The 17651-nt window shown below is 62.8% G+C and carries 13 protein-coding genes; 2 read left to right on the top strand and 11 right to left on the bottom strand.

From position 1 onward, the window contains the following. Window positions 1-4: 4 nt before the first annotated feature. Both AB4Y31_RS28705 and AB4Y31_RS28700 read right to left on the bottom strand, forming a co-directional pair. Window positions 5-1276, bottom strand: a complete 1272-nt coding sequence (locus AB4Y31_RS28705; protein WP_368676956.1) for an LGFP repeat-containing protein — start codon at window positions 1274-1276, stop codon at window positions 5-7. A 363-nt stretch (window positions 1277-1639) separates the two neighbouring features. After that, window positions 1640-2812 carry an L-rhamnonate dehydratase gene (locus AB4Y31_RS28700; protein ID WP_018442885.1) on the bottom strand — a complete coding sequence of 391 codons (1173 nt, stop codon included), beginning with the start codon at window positions 2810-2812 and terminating at the stop codon, window positions 1640-1642. Between the two features lie 151 nt (window positions 2813-2963). Here AB4Y31_RS28700 and AB4Y31_RS28695 point away from each other — a divergent pair, with 151 nt between their 5' ends. Next, window positions 2964-3902 carry a LysR family transcriptional regulator gene (locus tag AB4Y31_RS28695; protein ID WP_368676955.1) on the top strand — a complete coding sequence of 313 codons (939 nt, stop codon included), beginning with the start codon at window positions 2964-2966 and terminating at the stop codon, window positions 3900-3902. 201 nt (window positions 3903-4103) lie between these two features. Beyond that, window positions 4104-5369 (top strand): MFS transporter, encoded by a 1266-nt coding sequence (locus AB4Y31_RS28690; protein ID WP_368676954.1) that lies wholly within the window; start codon window positions 4104-4106, stop codon window positions 5367-5369. A gap of 54 nt (window positions 5370-5423) precedes the next feature. Here AB4Y31_RS28690 and AB4Y31_RS28685 read toward each other — a convergent pair whose 3' ends face one another. From AB4Y31_RS28685 to AB4Y31_RS28645, 9 genes are all read right to left on the bottom strand, one after another. Next, window positions 5424-6404, bottom strand: a complete 981-nt coding sequence (locus tag AB4Y31_RS28685; protein WP_368676953.1) for an amidohydrolase — start codon at window positions 6402-6404, stop codon at window positions 5424-5426. A gap of 14 nt (window positions 6405-6418) precedes the next feature. Continuing rightward, a complete protein-coding gene (locus tag AB4Y31_RS28680; RefSeq protein ID WP_368676952.1) occupies window positions 6419-7711 on the bottom strand; it encodes an MFS transporter in 1293 nt (430 codons plus the stop codon). A gap of 73 nt (window positions 7712-7784) precedes the next feature. Then, window positions 7785-8717, bottom strand: a complete 933-nt coding sequence (locus AB4Y31_RS28675; protein ID WP_368676951.1) for a YncE family protein — start codon at window positions 8715-8717, stop codon at window positions 7785-7787. Between the two features lie 29 nt (window positions 8718-8746). Beyond that, window positions 8747-9676 (bottom strand): dihydrodipicolinate synthase family protein, encoded by a 930-nt coding sequence (locus AB4Y31_RS28670; protein ID WP_368676950.1) that lies wholly within the window; start codon window positions 9674-9676, stop codon window positions 8747-8749. 83 nt (window positions 9677-9759) lie between these two features. Next, the gene (locus AB4Y31_RS28665; protein WP_368676949.1) at window positions 9760-10806 is read right to left on the bottom strand and encodes a 4-hydroxythreonine-4-phosphate dehydrogenase PdxA; all 1047 of its coding nucleotides are present in this window, start codon (window positions 10804-10806) and stop codon (window positions 9760-9762) included. Window positions 10807-11037: 231 nt separating this feature from the next. After that, window positions 11038-12288 (bottom strand): DNA topoisomerase IB, encoded by a 1251-nt coding sequence (locus AB4Y31_RS28660; protein ID WP_368676948.1) that lies wholly within the window; start codon window positions 12286-12288, stop codon window positions 11038-11040. Between the two features lie 72 nt (window positions 12289-12360). Next, on the bottom strand, window positions 12361-14151 hold the full coding sequence (locus AB4Y31_RS28655; protein ID WP_368676947.1) for a hypothetical protein: 1791 nt from the start codon (window positions 14149-14151) through the stop codon (window positions 12361-12363). Between the two features lie 467 nt (window positions 14152-14618). Further along, the gene (locus AB4Y31_RS28650; protein ID WP_368676946.1) at window positions 14619-15119 is read right to left on the bottom strand and encodes an outer membrane protein assembly factor BamE; all 501 of its coding nucleotides are present in this window, start codon (window positions 15117-15119) and stop codon (window positions 14619-14621) included. A 40-nt stretch (window positions 15120-15159) separates the two neighbouring features. Next, a complete protein-coding gene (locus tag AB4Y31_RS28645; RefSeq protein ID WP_368677053.1) occupies window positions 15160-17643 on the bottom strand; it encodes a YadA family autotransporter adhesin in 2484 nt (827 codons plus the stop codon). Window positions 17644-17651: the final 8 nt, after the last annotated feature.

Here is a 17651-nt window from a genome sequence, read left to right as displayed (position 1 = left end):
CTTACTAAGCGAATATCAATGCGATCAACGCCGCGGTAGCTGCCGACCCCAGCGCTTTCAGCCCTTGATTTGCCAGATCTCCAAGCATCTGCAATGCGCCTTGAGCGAGCGTATCTGTGGCATCAAGGCGCCAGGTCAAGCTAGCCCCAGAGAACTGATCCCAGTTTGCGATAAGCTGCTGATTACTGTCTGGTTTTACCCAATCGTCATCTCGATTAGGCGTCCCGAAAGGCAGTCCTGCGACAGTTCCCTCGGTATGGCCAGTCCGTTGAAACCCAATGGCCAAACCCGACGCGCACACAATAACGGCCGAGAGCGTGTAATCGATGTTATCGAAACCGCTGTCGTGCAAATGACCACTGAACGTAATGTTGCCCTGACTATTGAGCAGAATATCGACCCAACCACCCAGCGGCAGCCCGCTAGTCAATACGTCGTGAAAGTGCAGAGTTAGCGGCGTGGGGAGCGCTCCCGAATCGGCCGTCCAGGTGATGGAGCCGCGTTGGAAGTTGCTTACCCGCCCCCGTCCGTCGGGCGTAGCCATTTCATCGCTTACCGGGTACCCGAGGAAACTGCGCTCCCAGCCCATCGACGCCCATTTATCCCGAATCGCGCCGTGCACCTCCCACGCACCCGTCGCAGGTGTCCAGTAGATCGACCCACCTTGGAAGTGGTTAAAGCGGCCAACCCCGTCCGGCGTTCCGCTTTCATCTGTCAACGGGTAGCCGAGAAAACTGCGCTCCCATCCCATGGACGCCCACTTATCTCGAATCAGCCCATGTACCTCGAATGCGCCGGTGGCCGCGGTCCAATAGATGGATCCGCCCTGGAAATGATTGTATCGTCCGACACCGTCAGGAGTACTGGTCTCATCAGTAAGTGGGTAGCCAAGAAAGCTACGTTCGGCGCCAAGCGAATTCCATTTGTCGCGAATCAAACCCTGGACTTCATGAGCATCCGTCAGCGGTGACCAGTAGATTGCTCCATTTCTGTATTGATTGAAATAGCCTAGTCCGTCGGAAGAGGCCTGCATACTGGCAATTGACGAACCAAGTAGGCCCTTTGCACCACCCAATTGAGAATATTTTGCTTCTATCGCCATCTCGGCGATTACCGCCGGAGATAGGGCGATCTTTCCAGCAAGATTCGCAATAGTCGCAGCTGTTGCTACTGGGCTTTTAAGGGTTTGCGATGCTCCTATGGGGGATACTCCAAGTTCACTTGGGGGTGGAGCTGAAGGGGCATTTTTCAATTCTTGCGTCTGCAATGTTGGCATGGCTATCTCCAGGATGGACAACGGTTTCCCCGGCCAAAACGCAAGACGTTGGCATTCAGCATCAATTATGTAATCAAGTAGCTATCGTCCCGTGCATCCCTTGCCAAGCTCGCGTCCCTACTGCCCCCTAAATCAATACAACTAGGCGAAATGTTAGTAACTTGTAATCAGATTTGTGCCGCTGAATATATGCAGAAAGAGACAAGGTGGCAGGCAGAACTGCCAACGAGCATTCCCGCAATGACGGGATATGAGCACCGCAGCGTGGCAGATATCAGGCGTGACGCGGCACCGTCACGCCATCTTCACTCCCGTGCGCTTTGAGCTCCGCGCCACCCGGCGCAAGTCGACGTCCGATGCCCCCTACTCGATGATCTGAAACTGATCGAGGTAGCGCTCGTCGATGGAAAGCCCCAATCCCGGGACGTTGTCGTCGAGATCGAGGAAGCCGTTTTGCGGTTGCGGATCGCCCTTGAAGATATAGTAGAACAGCTCGTTGCCGACCTCCACATCATGGACCGGGAAGTATTCCGACATTGGGGATGCGAGCGTCGACATCGTCAGGTGATAGTTGTGCATCTGGCCCGCATGCGGAATGACAGGCACGCTGTACGCTTCGCACAACGCATTGATCTTGTGTGCCGCCGTGATTCCGCCGACACGGTTCGTGTCGTATTGAACGACGCTGACGGCTTTCTTGTCGAGCAACTGCTTGAAGCCGTGCAGCGTGAATTCGTGCTCGCCGCCCGAAATCGGGATCGACGTGAGCTGGTTGAGTTCGGCGTAGCCGTCGATGTCATCGGCGATCACCGGCTCTTCGAGCCAACGTGGCTCGAACTTTTCGAGCTTCGGCAGAATCCGCTTCGCGTATTCCAGATTCCAGCCCATATAGCATTCGAGCATCAGGTCATTCTCGTAGCCTACGACCTCGCGAATGGCCTCCACCGACTTCAAGTTCTCACGCACGCCGGCAACGCCGTCGCGCGGGCCGTAGCCGAAGCGCATCTTGAACGCCTTGAAGCCCTGCTCGAGATAGCTCGCGGCTTCCTTTTGCATTTCGCCGAGATCGGTGCGGTAGAGCTTCGACGCATAGCAAGGAATCTTTTCCTTTGTGCGCCCGCCGAGCAGCTTGAACACGGGCTTGCCCGTCGCCTTGCCCATCAAGTCCCATAGCGCGATGTCGACGCCCGAGATGGCCGCCATGCCAATGCCCTTGCGGCCCCAGGCCAACGTCGACCGATACATGCGCTGCCACAGGTATTCGTAGTCGAATGGGTCTTGGCCGATGACGAGCGGAGCGAGGTATTGATCGACGATCGCCTTCGCGATGCGCGGAGCGAGCGCGACGTTACCGAGGCCGACGAGCCCCGTATCGGTCTCGACTTCCACGACGGTCCAGCCGTGAAAGCGGAACGTGCCCATCGAATCGCCGCGATCGTAGAGCTGATCCATCGCATTGGAGCAAAAGTGCGCCTGCGGCGGCACCGTCTTGCCCTTCCATTCGAAAACGCGTGCGCGCACTTTGGTGATCTTCATGATCGATGTCTCCTCGGAATCGTCAGAGTGGATTCGTGATTGCCGGTTGAAATATAGGGTGAGCTAGGCGATCAAATCTATTGACGTTTTTCTATCTATCGATAACTCTTTCTCATACCTACATTTTGGCGCGTCCCCCGCTCGAACCGTCATGATTCCTCCATTCAGCACCTTGCAAGGGCGCCTCAGAATGCAGCATCTCCGGCTGCTGATCGCGGTCGAAGAACGCGGCTCGCTGCGCCAGGCTGCCGACGTGTTGGCGCTGACTCAGCCTGCCGTCACGAAGATGCTGCGCGACATGGAAACGCTGCTCGGCGTGACCTTGTTCGAGCGCCACGTGCGCGGCTTGCGTCCGACGCGCTTCGGCGCCGCCGCCACGCGCTACGCCAAGCTGGTCTTCTCGGACATGGCGGGACTTCGTGACGAGTTGGCTGCGCTCGAGTCGGGCAAGGTCGGCAAGGTCAGGGTCGGTGCGGTGATGGCCCCGACGCCGGTCCTGCTCGCCGAAGTGATCCGCCGCCTCAAGCGCGATCATCCGCTGCTCGACGTCAGCATTCAGGTCGACACGAGCGACGTGCTCGTGCCGATGCTCGAGCGCGATCAGGTCGACGTCGTTCTCGGCCGCGTGCCGGAGGGGTGGGACAACGGCCTGCTCGAGTTCGAGCATCTCAGCGACGAAGGGCTTGCCATCGTGGTGGGCCACGATCATCCGCTTTTGAAGCGCCGCAAACTGTCGCTCGAGGAGTTGGTGGCGTTTCCGTGGATCTTGCAACCGCGGCCGAGCCCGATGCGCACGCTCGTCGATCTGTCGTTCGCCGACGCGGGCCTCGCGCCGCCGCCGAGCACCATAGAGACAGCGGCCGTCCTCATGACCACGTCGCTGTTGCCCGGGAGCGACCTCATCGCCGTGCTGCCCTCTTCGGTCGCCGGGTATTACGCGCAACTCGACGTCCTCAAGGTGCTGCCCGTGCGGCTGCCGCGCGAGCTCGGTCCCTACGGCATCGTCACGCGACGCGGGCGGGCGCTGTCGGCATCGATGTCGTTACTGTTCGATACGTTGCGAGCGGCGGCGGCCGAGGGGCTGGCTTGAAGCGTCACGTGAAAAGCACAAGTTATCGCCCTATCCAAAAGATTCAATAGACACTCGCTCCGTCATCGCGCGACGCTAGCGCCTGGGATGCGACTCCTCGATTTCCGGCTTTTCGCCGATCGAGCGGAGCCGAGACCCTGGAGACTCATGTGGACAAAAAGAGCGACGTCACCGGGACGCCGCAAAACAATGGAGCGAGACATGCCTACCGATCGCCGACAACGGCGCCACACACTGCTGCTACTCTGCACGCTTTCGTTCATCCTCTACGTCGACCGCGTCAATCTCGCGACTGCCGCGGGGGCCATCAAGGCTGAGCTCGGTTTGAGCAATACCGGGCTCGGCGTTGCGTTCTCCGCATTCGCCTACTCGTACGCCATCTGCCAAGTCGCGGGCGGATGGATCGCCGACCGGTTCGGTGCGCGCAAGACGTTGATCGGCTGCGGCCTGATCTGGGTGATCTCGACATTCGCTACGGGCCTCGTCCACACACTGGGCCTGCTCTTCGCGGTGCGCCTGCTGCTCGGCATCGGCGAGGGCGCGACGCTGCCTGCCCAGGCCCGCGCGGTGACACGCTGGTTTTCGCGCGAACAGCGCGGCATCGTGCAGGGGTTCACGCATTCGTTTTCCCGACTCGGCAACGCCATCACGCCGCCGATCGTCGCCGCGCTGATGGCATGGTTCTCGTGGCGCGCGGCCTTCTATGTGCTCGGCGCCGTGACGACCGTGTGGCTCGTCTGGTGGTGTCTCTCGTTTCGCGAGCATCCGCAAGACGCGTCGACGACGACCCTCGTCGACGATGCCTCGCCGTCAGGCCCGACGCCTTGGGGTCCGCTCGTCAAGCGCATGGCGCCGACCATCTTCGTCTACTTCTGCTATGGCTGGACGGCGTGGCTCTTCTTCACCTGGCTGCCGACCTTCTTTCTGCACGGCAAAGGCCTCGACCTCAAGTCGTCGGCGCTGTTCGCATCCGGCGTCTTTTTCGCCGGCGTCGTCGGAGACACGCTGGGCGGCTGGTTGAGCGATCAGATCTATCGCAGGACGGGGCGTCTCGCCCTGGCCCGGCAGGGCGTCATCGTGCTGAGCTTCATCGGCGCGCTGCTGTTTCTCGTGCCGCTCGCGTTCGTCCATTCCACATTCGGCGTGGCGCTGTGCTTGTCCGGGTCGTTCCTGTTTCTGGAGTTGACGATCGGACCGATCTGGGCCGTACCGAGCGACATCACGCGCACGCATGCCGGCATCGCGAGCGGCATGATGAACGCGGGCTCAGCCGTCGCAGGCATCCTCTCACCGATCCTGTTCGGCTTCCTCGTGGACCGGACCGGAAGCTGGACGCTCCCGTTCGCGGGCTCCGTCGCGATGCTGCTGATCGGAATCGTCGCTGCGTTGCGGATCCGCCCCGAACAATCCTTGATCACCGACGCAGTCGCGACGCCGCTCGAGGGGCTCGCGCCGCGCGGTCGCTGAATGAGGGCGTGCGGGACCGAGACGGGGCGTTGCCCCGTCTTTCGCCCCTGCATTTCAGGCGTCGCCGATGCCGACAATCGGAGTCGCGAGGGGCGCGAGATCGATCCTGTAGAAGCGCAATGCGTTAGTGGCCATCACCGCGCGACGCTGCGACGGCGTCAAATCGGCAAGCATGCGCAGCATGCCGTCGACGAGCTCTCTATAGCCGATGCGCAAGCCAGCAACCGGGAAGTTGCTGGCGAACATGCAGCGCTCCCAACCGAAGATCGCAAGCGTATCGCGCACGATTCGCGCGTTCGCCTGCCAGTCCCAGGCTTGGTCGCGCAGTCCGAATTCCGATAGCTTGACGTGGACGTTCGGCTCACGTGCCAGCGTTTCCATCCAGCCACGCCAGCGCGCGAGCCCTTCTTCGCTGCGATCCCAGGCGAATCCATGATGATTGAGGACGATGGGCACCTCGGGAAAAACACGTGCGACCTCGGCCGCTTCCGGCAGATGCCATGCCGGAACGCGGAGGTCCCAGCTGAGGCCATGGCGGCCCAGCAGCGAGAAGCCGCGCAACCAGGCATCGTCCTGCATCGATCCAGGTCGCCCACGTACGCTGTCAATGTCCGTTGGCGAAGACGCCGTCACCGGCTTACTGCGTATTCCGCGTACGAGCGGGTATCGGAAATGCTCGAGTAAGCGCTCCTCGGTATCCGGGCGATCGAACCAAACATGCGCGACGACGGCATTCGGAAAGCCGTGCTTTTCATGCATCGCGTGCAGCCAGGCAGTCTCGGCGACCTGCTGGTCGCGCGAACGCTCGGCCTCGACGTGGACGGTCGCTACCACGCGGCAACCGCGCGCGGCAGCCCGATAGTCTTCGGGAAGGAAATCGCGGCGAATCGACTGATACTCGCCTAGAAAGAACGCATCGGGATCGTAGTCTTCCAGCAGCCAGGGGTAATGGCCGCGCGACAGATCCCAGAGATGGTGATGCGCATCGACGATGTCGATGCGCGCTGTTTCGGAATCGGATGGGTTGCTTGTCACGGCATCATGAATGTTCAATGCTCGCAGCGCGCAGGCAGCGTGGTCGCGATCGCCGCCGCTGCGACGAGCGCCACGGCAAGGCAGTAGACGCCCACGTTGGCGCTGTAGTGCTGGATGAGCACGCCGACGGCATACGGACCACAGAAGCCGCCGAGATTCCCGAGGGCGTTGATGAGGCCACGGGCGCCGCCCGCCTGCTCGGCGTTGCAGAGCTTCGGCGGAATCGTCCAGAATACGCCCGCCGCCGCCTGCAGGAAAAAGCCGCAGCCGACCAGGAAGGCATAGGACAAGCCGATACTGGCCTGAAAGCGCACCGACAAGAAAAGACAGAGCGCAAATCCCAGCAGCGGCCCGATCACGAAGGCCCGGCGCTTACCCAACCGATCCGACAGATGCGAAGTCGTCCACATGCCGGCCATCGTGCCCAGATACGGAAGGATCGCGAGCGCGCCCACCTGCCCCATGCCGCCATGCGTCAGGTTCTTCAGGATCGTGGGCAGCCAGAGCGTATACCCATAGATACCCATTTGATAGAAGAAGTTGAGCGCGATGAGACGCCAGATGGCCGGATCGCCGAGCACCGCGGCGAACGAGGCCGAAACTCCATGCTTGCCGCGCGCCGCTTCTTGCTCGGCCAGCCTGGAATTCAGAATGTAGTCGCGCTCGGCCGCCGATAGCCACTGCGCCGTTTCGGGGCCGTCGCTCGCGAATGCCAGCCAAAACACCAGCGCGAGCACCGACAACAGCGCGGTCGTAAAGAAGAGGTAGTGCCAGTTGAATGCCGCCAGAACCGCGCCCGACAACGGCGCCGTGATCATGCCGGCGAGCGGGACGAACATGATGACGGCGGCATTGGCGCGTCCACGCTCATGATCGGGAAACCAGTGGCTGACCATCGTCAGCACGACGGGCAGCATCCCGCCCTCCGCAACACCGAGTGCAAAGCGCAGCGTCAAGAGCTGCCACGCCTCCGTGACGAGGCCGGTCAACGCCGAAATCAGAGCCCATGCAACAAGCGACCACGCGATGAAGCGCTTGCCGCTCCCCAGCGCCGCGAGCCGCCCGCCCGGGATCTGCAGAAACAGATAGCCGATGAAGAAGATGCCCCCGGCCAGCCCCACCGTACTCGCGGCAAGCGCAAGATCGGCACTCATGCCGCCCGGCATCCCGAATGCGATGTTCACCCGATCCATATAGGAAATGATGCAGGTCAGCAGAATCGGCGGTATGACTCGAAGCCAGCGGCTGCGCGGTACGGCGATATCGCCTGCGGCACTCGCGGCGCCGACACCTTCGAACGTCGTCATGTTTCGTCTCCATGCGCGCGGAATTCGCGCGTTGTATTGATATCTTTCGGTCTGGCCGCTTGGCGGCGATGCGTCATCCGGCCAGCACCACGAGCCCATCGGGCTCCTTGCCGGTTGCGAATGCGTGAGACAACGTCAGGGTCTCGAGATCGAGCCGGGCCACGCTGTTGTCGTTGAGCGGGATGTACGCAAGCGGCGCCTCGGGGTGAAAAGCCAGCGCGATCGGCTTGTGCACCGTCAGGACTCGCTGCAGTTCTTGCAGCGTTTGCGCGTCGTAGACGCCGATGCTGCGCTCGCCGTAGTTCGTCACGAACAAGCGGTTGTCGCGCGCCAGATAGATGCGCGTCGGGTCTTCGCCTGTCGCCACGGTTTTGAGGACTTCCATCGTTCGAGCGTCGAGCATCGAGAGCGTCGCATCGTCTCGGCTCGCCGCGTAAAGGATCGTCTCGTCGCGGCTCAGACAGCAGCCTTCCGGACGTCCGCCGATACGGGCCGCGAGTGGCTCTCGATCGGGCGCGTGCGGGTGGACGAGCGTGACCGTGTGCGATCGCAAATGCGTGATATACGCTCTCTCGCCGTCTTTGCTCACGACGAACAAGTGGCTCTTCACCCCCCCCGACGGAACGACGCGCGCAGGCGTCCGGCGTTGCGTCGGCTCATCGAAGACGAGCAGCACGTTGTCCTGCTCGGAGAGCGCGTAGACACGGTCGCGCCGATCGATCTGAATGCCGTGAATGCGCCCATGGGGCGCGCAATCGAGCGAGGCGACGTGCTCGCCGCTCGCCAGGTCGACGATGAAAACCTCGTGTCCACCCTCGCCCTCGTGAGCGAAGGTCTGCACGCCGTAATGCCCGACGTAGGCAAACGCGCCGCGCGAATCGACGACGAATTCATGCGGATAGGCGGGCAATTGCGCACGCAACGCCAGCTCGCCCGTATCGAGGTCATAGCCGCTGAAGCTGTTGCTGAATTTCTCGACGAGAACGGCTTTGAGACGGGATGTCATGGCTTTTCCAGATTGAAACGGGGCGAACGCTAATGTCCCCAGCGCAGCACGAGCGGGTCGAGGCGGCGAGCGGTATCGAGCAGGCCGGCACGCACCTCCGGCGGCAACGGCGGCATCGGATGGCGCGGGGCATCGCAGGCGATCACGCCGCCCTCTTTCATCAGCACCTTCGCGCTCAAGATGCCGCTCTGCCGGTTTTCGTAGTTGATGAGCGGCAGCCAGCGCTCGTATAGCGCAAATGCTTTTTCGCGATCTCCGGACCGGTGCGCTTCGATGATCGGGCGAATGCCGTCCGCGTAAGCACCGCCCGTCATCGAGCCAGTGGCGCCCGCGTCGAGATCGGGGAGCAGTGTGATGCCCTCCTCGCCGTCCCACGGCCCCTCCACCGCCGCGCCGCCCAGGCGGATCAGTTCGCGCAGCTTCGTGGCCGCGCCCGCCGTTTCGATCTTGAAGTACGCGACATGCTCGATCTCCCGGGCCATGCGAGCAAGAAACGCGGCGGACATCGGCGTGCCGGCGGCCGGTGCGTCCTGGATCATGATCGGAATGTCGACCGCGTCCGAGAGGGCCGCAAAAAACTCGTAGATCCCCGGCTCGGGCACACGAAAGGTCGCCCCGTGATACGGCGGCATCACCATGAGCATCGCGGCGCCCAATTCCCGCGCACGGCGGCTACGCGCGGCGCAAACGGCCGAGCTGTAGTGCGTCGTCGTCACGATGATGGGAACGCGCCCAGCCACGTGCTCGAGAACGGTACGCGTGAGCAAATCGCGCTCATCGTCCGACAATGCGAACTGCTCGGAGAAGTTCGCGAGAATGCAAATGCCGTCCGCGCCGGAGTCGATCATGAAGTCGATACAGCGCTTCTGGCTTTCGAGATCCAGCTCACCCGACGGGTGGAATGTCGTGGGGGCGACAGGGAAGATGCCCTGAAAGCGCCGGTTCGTGTGAGAGGTCATGGGCTAACGTCGGAATGAAATGTCAGCGATGACCCCCCACTGCGCCAAGCGCGCGCGGCGGTCCGGTCAAGGCCGTTCGTTGATCAAGCGGTCGTGCGCGTAGCGGCGCGGTAGGACGCGCCCATCCGGCATGCAATCTCGAAGGCCTGCCAGGTCGCTTCGACATTGGCTTTGCCGAGGCCGGCGATGTCATAGGCGGTACCGTGAGCCGGCGTCGTGATCGGGATCGGCAAACCACCTTGCACCGTCACGCCGCGAGAGAAACCCATCAGCTTGATCGCGATTTGACCTTGATCGTGGTACATGGTGACGATCGCCTGATATTCGCCGGCCTGCGCCTTCAGAAAAATCGTGTCGGCGGGGAATGGCCCGTGGAATGGCGACCCGGTCGGCCAGTCACGGGCCTGCAGCGCACGGACCGCCGGCTCGATAATGTCGATCTCCTCGCGGCCGCACGTTCCACCATCGCCGCCGTGCGGATTAAACGCTGCCACGGCGATCTTCGGGGCCGCGACGCCGTTGGCGAGCAGCGAACGATAGATGAGTTCCGCGGCCTGCTCGATGCGCTCCACGCTCAGGTAGCTCGCGGCGTCCTTCAGCGGGATGTGCGAAGAGATGCGCGAGGTCCACAGCGTGCCGAGTGTGTTGAACTCGCAGAAATAGCCGGTTACGCCGAGGTAATCCGCGAAGTGATGCAGTTCGTCCTCATGGCGCAAGCCGCCGAGCTTCATCGCCTGCTTGTTCAGGGGTGCGAAACAAATCGCATCGATAACGCCCTCGAGCGTCGCGTCCATGCAGAGGTTCAGGATCCGCAGGACCGATCGACCGCCGGGCGCCTCGGCGCGGCCCCGGTGGACATCGGCCGCGGCTACGCTATCGATGGCGAGAAACGCCGGGCGGGACGTATCGGGCCGGCTTCGGACTTCGCCGAATGAAGTGACGTCGACCGTGTCGACGACTGTGCCGGCCACGCGCTGACCGTCTTCCCATAGCCAGCGGTCACCGACGACGACAATATTGGCGCGCTCCGTAGCGGCCGGCCTGGCGAGCAGCTTCGCGATCAGCTCAGGACCGATCCCGGCGGGATCGCCCAACGTGAGTGCGACAACGGGTTGGGGGGAGGAAGTCATGGGTGTCTCCGACTCGTTCTTGTGGCCTCGGAAGCGGCCTCCGATTGACGCTATGGTAGAAGGGGGACCGATAACCGCCTAGTGAAATAATTTGAACCAGCGATAACCTGCGGTGATGTGGCGGCCTGCAAGACAGAGAACGCGGTAAGCCAAGCCGGCTGCGCGTCGGCGGGAGGAGTTTGCCGAAATACTGTCGTCGAGAAGCAGGGTGACGCGATCGCATTCGTATGATCAGACAGACTCGCTACGAATCGACGGCGAATCTGCGGCGACCGAGGGCGCCGAACGATCAGCCGCGCGGCTCCTGTTGCGGCGGGCCTTGTGCAGCGCCCTCGATTTGCCGAGAAGTTGGGTCAATGACACATCGGCGTCCGGCCCGGCCGCGCCGTTTCGCGAAGCACCCTTGCGTGCCGATTGACGCGCCAACTTTGCCGCGCGCTTTTGCGCCTGCTCCAGTAGCAGGCAAAGCTCGGCCTCGTGAAGGCGCAAGCCTCGCCGCGCCGCTCCGCAATCGAGCGTCGACAGTTCCCCCGCCTCGAAGGCAGCGACCACTGCCGGGTGAACATAGCACCGGCGGCATACTGCAGGCGTATTGCGCAGAAGCGTTGCCACTTCCTTTATCGTCTCGACGACGTGACGACGCGCTTGCGTGGCGCTCGCCGAGTCGAGCCGGCGTAACGATGCCAGGGCGTAGACGCTCCCGGCCCAGGTGCGGTAGTCCTTCGCCGTGAAATCGGCCCCGCTGGCCTCGCGTAGATAATCGTTGACGTCAGCGGAGCCGACGGAGCGACGCTCACCGGTTTCGTCGATGTACTTGAAGAGATCGTGACCGGGCAGCTCGGCGCAGCGGCGGACGATTCGCTTCACGCGTGCATCTTCGATCGAGACGTCATGCTCGATTCCGCTTTTGCCGCGAAAGCGGAAGCGCACTTGCCCGGACGACACTTTCACGTGCTTCTTGCGCAACGTCGTCAGGCCATACGATCCGTTTTCGCGCGCGTATTCCTCGCTGCCCACGCGAATGAGGGTGGCGTCGAGCAGCTTGACGATCGCAGCCACTACTTTCTCGCGCGGCATACCAGGTCGTTTGAGGTCACGCGTCACCCGCGCGCGAATGCGTGGCAACGCCCGGCCGAATGCCGCCATGCGCTGGTACTTGTTCGCGTCGCGCACCTCGCGCCAAAGCGGGTGATAGCGGTACTGCTTGCGCCCGCGCGCATCGCGGCCTGTCGCCTGCAAGTGTCCCCGGGCATCGGGGCAAATCCACACGTCCTTGTAGGCAGGCGGAATCGCCAACGCATTGATGCGCCGGATTTCCTCCGGATCGGTGATCCGTTTTCCCCGAAGATCGAAGTAGGCGAAGCCGCCGTCTATGGCTTTGCGTGTGAAGCCGGGCTGCCTGTCGTCGCTATGGCGCAGGCCGGGCGGCATCTCCTCGGCCGTCGTCGCGGCGCTGCTGCTTTTGGAAATGCGCGAGTTCATGGCATGCGTTAAAACGGACGGGACTAGGTTGTGCAAGGCTCGACCCGATGTGAGCAACCTGCATGCCAGCCCTCAATCGCCCAACTCTCGCATGAGATCGGCACGTATTTCATTCAAGGGCGCCGTCCAGTCTCTATAGCGGCGCTGGCGATAAAGCCTTACCGTCGGATACCACGGACTGTCCCGGCGCTCCGTCATCCACACCCAATGCGGATTGGCGTCGAGCAGCAGCCATGTCGGACGGCCCAACGCCGCTGCCAGATGCGCGACAGACGTGCAGACGGTTATCACGAGATCGAGATTGCAAATGAGTGCCGCCGTGTCATCGAAAGTCCGCAGCTCGCTTGTTCGATCGATGACATCCAATCCCGCGCCGGCCATCCGCGCCACATCCTGCGCCTCTCCGACCTGCAGGCTATAGAACTGGATCCCAGGCAATCCCGAGAAGGACTCGGCATAAACCTCCGGAGCGACCGCGCGAAGCGGATTGCGCTGATGGGTCCGGCTGCCGGTCCAGACGAGTCCGACTTTCAACTTGTTGTGCGCCGACATTCGATCGCGCCAGTGCGCGACGCTCGCCGCATCCGCCGAGAGATAAGAGGCCGGCGCAGGAAGCGTCTCGAGCGTAATGCCGAGCGCGAGCGGCAAGCTGGCGAGCGGGATTTGATAATCGAAGGCGGGGAGCCGCGGCACGTCGCTCCGCAGGACCGTAACGTCATGGCCGGCCAGGCTCCGCTCGAAGAGCTCGAAGAGCGGTGGAAAACAGCAACAGATAACGCTCCCCCCTGCGTCGCGCGCTTGCTTCACGAGCAACGGCAAGAAGCGAATAAACTGGATGGCGTCCCCGTGCCCCTGCTCGCCCCATACAAGCAGCGTTTTGCCCGAGAGCGCCTCGCCACGCCAGCGCCGCTCCGGACAAAACCCCGGCGAACCGCTCAGCTCCGGCGAGCCGTGCCAGCGGGCCTCGAAGTTGATCCAGCCGTTCTGGAAATCGCCGCGCATCAGCTGCAGCATCGCCACCGAGAATTGAATTTTCGGATCGGCGCCGGACACGGTCGCCGCGCGCACGATGGCTTCGAACGCTTCGTCCCAAAGCTGCGATTCCCGGGCCGCGTTGCTCAATGCCAGCTGGGCCAACCCGTAGTTGGGCGCCAGCGTTGCGGCCCGTCGCGCAGCGAGCAATGCTTTAGCCGGCTCGCGCAATCGAAGCCACGTGTTGGCGAGATTCGTCCAAGCGAAATGATGCCCAGGCTCCGCTTGGATGGCCTCTTTGCCGACGCTCAATGCAGCCTCGAGCTCATCGCGGTTGTAGTGCAGCGCCGCGAGGTTGTTGCGCAGCATGGGGAAATCGGGGTTGATCGCCGTCGCTCGTCGATAGGCCTCGAGCGACGCGTCATGCGCGCCGGCTTCCTGGTGCAAAAGCCCGAGCGTGAACCATGCATTCGCGCTCTCCGGCTCAGTTTCGCACCACAACTTCGCCACTGGGACGCCGATATCCGGCCGCTGCCTCTGCTGCGCGGCCACCGCCCATTCGTCAAGCCAGTCCTTGGCATCCGGCATTACGCGGTGGGCGCGATCGAACCAAACGAGCGCGCCGTCCAGGTCGCCGATCTGAGCCGAGAGGCGAGCGGCCTCGACACAAGCGGGACCGTGTTCCGGTGCCGCGGCAAAAATACGATCGAGCCAGGCCTGAGCGTCCCGGTAGCGTCCGCAGAGGCGCAACAATTGAGCTTGCACGGTCGCCGCGCCGACATCGTCGGGCGCATGCGCCAACCAGTCGGAGATAAGCTCCGATGCCTCGATCAGTTCTCCCGCCTCGAAGTGGTCATGGATTCTCGACAACCGCATAGTCCCATCGATCATTGCGTCCGTTCCGCCGCGCTGCCGCAAAAGCGTCGTCTTGTTTGTTCCGCGCGCATGCTATCGCGCTGCGAATCGCTCATCGTGCTCATTTGCCGCCAACGTTCGCCTGCGGCACGCTGCCCTGATTCGGCCGCGGTGCGGCGAGCAGGCATGCTCCCGCGACTCTCGATACCCCGGTGATACCTTTCATTAAAACTTCTCCGATTCGTACCGCAAATAGTCAACGAAGGATTTTGCCAGCACGACGACGCAACATCAAAAAAAGCCGGACGAGCCGGCTAAAAGGGTCCCGTCGCTGAGGTACGAGGGAACCCCGGGGGAACCGCGATGCGCGCTATCGTGAAATCCTCGCCGAGCGTCGGCACCAGGGTCGCACAACGCAAGCGCGCCGCACAACCGTGGACTCCATCCTTCGGCATCTGCCTTCACGAACATTTCGGCTCAGCGTCGGACGCCGCCTTCCGGGCCTATTGCACCGGAGTAGCCTCAGCAGGCTCGGGGGCTGCCGCGTTTGCGCCGCTCGCGACCTTGGCAGGCGCGAATTGTTCGCACTCCTCATCTTTCCATCGCGTCTGGCTCACTCGGCTGTCCTTGTCGAACTGAATCTGATATTCGCATGTGACTGTCTTATCTCCCGTGCGGAAATGGAACAGGTAGTTCCAGACGCGCACATGAAAAACGCTCTCATGAAAGTGCGGCGGCCCGAGCAATTCGTAAAGCTGATTCTTGGTCATGCCGAGGTCGACCATTCGCAGATTCTCGACGTTCGGAAAGGTGCCGTCGGGCGTCGTAGCCATATCCGGCTTCGGGAAAGAAGTGTCGGTCGTGGGGCCGACGCATGCGGCAAGGCCGAGCAGGCACGAGAGCGCCGCAATGAGCGTTGAAAGAGTTTTCTTGTTCATAGCCGATAGGAATCCGAAATAAATGACGTTGCGGTATGCGGGGTGATAGCGGTCGCCATCGTTCATAGCGCCGCTCTCCCCGCGTCCTGCGACAATTTCAACCCGCTCACCATTGGTATCCGGCGCCGACCACCGCGCCATAGGTACCGCGCGTATTCGTCGAGACGGCCGCCTTGTAGATCCAGTGGTTGTTCTCGGAGATTGTCGAGACGCCGAGCGCCTGTCCCGATTGGCCGCGGTAGACACTGCCCGCGATCGCGACCATGCTCTTGCCCGGGCCCGTCGGCTGCGGCAGGCCGGCGACCGCCATCGCCGTAGCCACGCCTCCATCGGCATCGCGCCGATACGAGTCGAGGCTGTTGCGCAATCCCGCGATCTGGTTGTCCGTGTAGCTGTTGGCTTGCGACAGTGCATTGCTCAACTGCTGGACGTTGACCGCGTCGTTCGGCGCTGTACCGGCCGCGACGTTGATGACTTGACGCGTCGAGGTGGTCGAGCCCACGGCTACGACGTCCGAGCGGCCTCCGTCGTTACTGCCCGCGCCAATCGCGGTCGAGCTGTTTCCGGTGGCGGTCGCGCCCATGCCCACCGCAGTCGTGCCGTTTCCGGACGCCTGCGAGTTGTTGCCGACCGCCGTACTGCTGGACCCGGAGGCTACCGCGCCTGAGCCGCCCGCGGACGAGTTCGGGCCCGTCGGCGTCGCGGAAGTCGTACCGCTGCTGCCGCCGCTAGGCGAAGTCGACGAGAAGCTTCCGCCGTTGGCGATCAGCGTCGTCAACTGTTGCTGAACCGCCTGCAATTGCGAAACGTTGACCGCATCGGTGGCCGCCTTGCCCGGTGCGAGACCGGTGATTTGGCGGAATCCGACGTTGACTTCACCCACCGATGAAGTGGGGCTGCTCAAGCCGTATCCGATGTAATTCGAGAGCGCCCCGATCGTCGTCAACGAACCGGCGCCCAATGCGACGCTGTTCGCGAAGGTGGCCTGCGCGCCGGCTCCGAGGGCAACAGCGTCGACGGCACTGCTGGTCGCGCCGGAGCCAAGAGCGATACCGCCGGTGAATCCCGCATTCGAATTTGCGCCTTGGGCGATCGATTGCGCGCCGTTCGCGGTCGAGCCGCTGCCCAGTGCGATGGCGTCCGGCTGTCCCGAGTTCGCGGCTTCACCGATTGCGACACCCCCGGGCGCGACCTGACTGACGATCGCGCCATTGCCGATGCCGATACCGTTATCGCCATTGACAACTGTCGTCGGCCCGACGGCGATCGACTGAGCGCCCACCGCCAGTGAGTCGGCCAACGTGGAATTGGCATGGAAGTACTTCGTCGGCGTGACGGAGAAGGATGCAAGCGCGCCGGTAAGCTGTCTGACGGTCACCGCATCGTTTGGCTGGCTGCCGTCTGCGACGTTGGTCAATTGGCGATAGGTGCTCCCATTCACGCCGAATGAAACGGCGCCCAGCAGATTCTCGTCTGTGGTGTTGTAGCTGACCACATGGGATCCGGCCGCAATCGTGCCACTGCCGACCGAACCGGTGCGGTCCGACACAGAGCCAGAACCGATCGCAACGCCGTCCGCAACCGAAACAGTCGACCGAGAGCCTAGCGCGAGCGCATTGGAAAATTGTGCCTGGGCCCCGTTGCCCGCGGCGAGGCTGTCGTTTCCGGTCGCGACCGCGAGCGGACCGATCGCGACGCTGTCGGTGCCGACCGCCTGACTATCGACCGCGGTCGAATTCGCGTGGAAGTACTTGATGCCCGCGCCGTTCTGGATATTGTTGACCGTTGTCGAGAGGGTCGACAGGTTCTGATTCGTGGTGTAGAGCTGCGAGCCGTTGACCGCATCGGTGCTCGTGGGGCTCAACGCGCCCGGCGCGACGTTGGTAATGACGTTCGGCCCGGTTCCACCGTGATCGGCGTTATAGGCGCCGGTGCCGCCGTTGGCCGTCGGGTCCCACTGTAGGGCGTTGTTTTGCGTCTGCGTCAGTTGCGACTCGACCGATTGCAGCTGGCTCACGTTGACGGCATCGGTCGCCGCGGCGCCTGCCGCCACGTTCGTGATGCGACGCTCATTGCCCGCGGAGCCGACGGAGACTTCGCCGATCGGTGCAGTACCCGCCAAGACGCCCGTGCCCGGGTTGTAGGCCGCCTGACCGAGGTTAGCGGTCGTCGTCGCGTTGGCGCCGAGCGCGACCGAATTGGCCGCCGTCGCTTGCGCGTTGTTGCCGAGTGCGACGGCGTTCGCGCTGCTCGACGTCGCCCCCGAGCCCAACGCTACGCCATTTGCCCCGGAAGCCGTTGCGTTCGGCCCGGCCGCGATCGAATCGGTGCCGGTCGCGCCGTTATTTGAGAAGTTGCCTTGCTGGGTCCCGCCGTCATTGACGCTGTAGTAGTGCGTCGCGCTGGCGGCCACGGCGGACGTCAGCTGTGAAACGTTGACCGCATCGGTGGGTGCCGTGCCGGCTGCGACATTATGGATTTGCGTCGACGTACCGCCGGGATTCAGCGTAATGCTGTTGAAGTTCGTGACGCCGCCAGTCGTATCGTACTTGACGGCTTCGTTATTGAGTGTGTTGAACGACGTCGTCAGCCCGGTCA

Origin of the sequence: Trinickia sp. EG282A (assembly GCF_040965455.1) — a bacterium.
Lineage (GTDB): Bacteria > Pseudomonadota > Gammaproteobacteria > Burkholderiales > Burkholderiaceae > Trinickia > Trinickia symbiotica.
Note: the sequence above shows the minus strand (reverse complement) of the source record. Positions and strands in the feature narration are given on the sequence as shown.

Coding starts and splice junctions, on each gene's coding strand:
- AB4Y31_RS28675 (WP_368676951.1), bottom strand. CDS start 8,717: ATGACATCCCGTCTCAAAGCCGTTCTCGTCGAGAAATTCAGCAACAGC.
- AB4Y31_RS28690 (WP_368676954.1), top strand. CDS start 4,104: ATGCCTACCGATCGCCGACAACGGCGCCACACACTGCTGCTACTCTGC.
- AB4Y31_RS28705 (WP_368676956.1), bottom strand. CDS start 1,276: ATGCCAACATTGCAGACGCAAGAATTGAAAAATGCCCCTTCAGCTCCA.
- AB4Y31_RS28665 (WP_368676949.1), bottom strand. CDS start 10,806: ATGACTTCCTCCCCCCAACCCGTTGTCGCACTCACGTTGGGCGATCCC.
- AB4Y31_RS28655 (WP_368676947.1), bottom strand. CDS start 14,151: ATGATCGATGGGACTATGCGGTTGTCGAGAATCCATGACCACTTCGAG.
- AB4Y31_RS28695 (WP_368676955.1), top strand. CDS start 2,964: ATGATTCCTCCATTCAGCACCTTGCAAGGGCGCCTCAGAATGCAGCAT.
- AB4Y31_RS28650 (WP_368676946.1), bottom strand. CDS start 15,119: ATGAACGATGGCGACCGCTATCACCCCGCATACCGCAACGTCATTTAT.
- AB4Y31_RS28680 (WP_368676952.1), bottom strand. CDS start 7,711: ATGACGACGTTCGAAGGTGTCGGCGCCGCGAGTGCCGCAGGCGATATC.
- AB4Y31_RS28670 (WP_368676950.1), bottom strand. CDS start 9,676: ATGACCTCTCACACGAACCGGCGCTTTCAGGGCATCTTCCCTGTCGCC.
- AB4Y31_RS28700 (WP_018442885.1), bottom strand. CDS start 2,812: ATGAAGATCACCAAAGTGCGCGCACGCGTTTTCGAATGGAAGGGCAAG.
- AB4Y31_RS28660 (WP_368676948.1), bottom strand. CDS start 12,288: ATGAACTCGCGCATTTCCAAAAGCAGCAGCGCCGCGACGACGGCCGAG.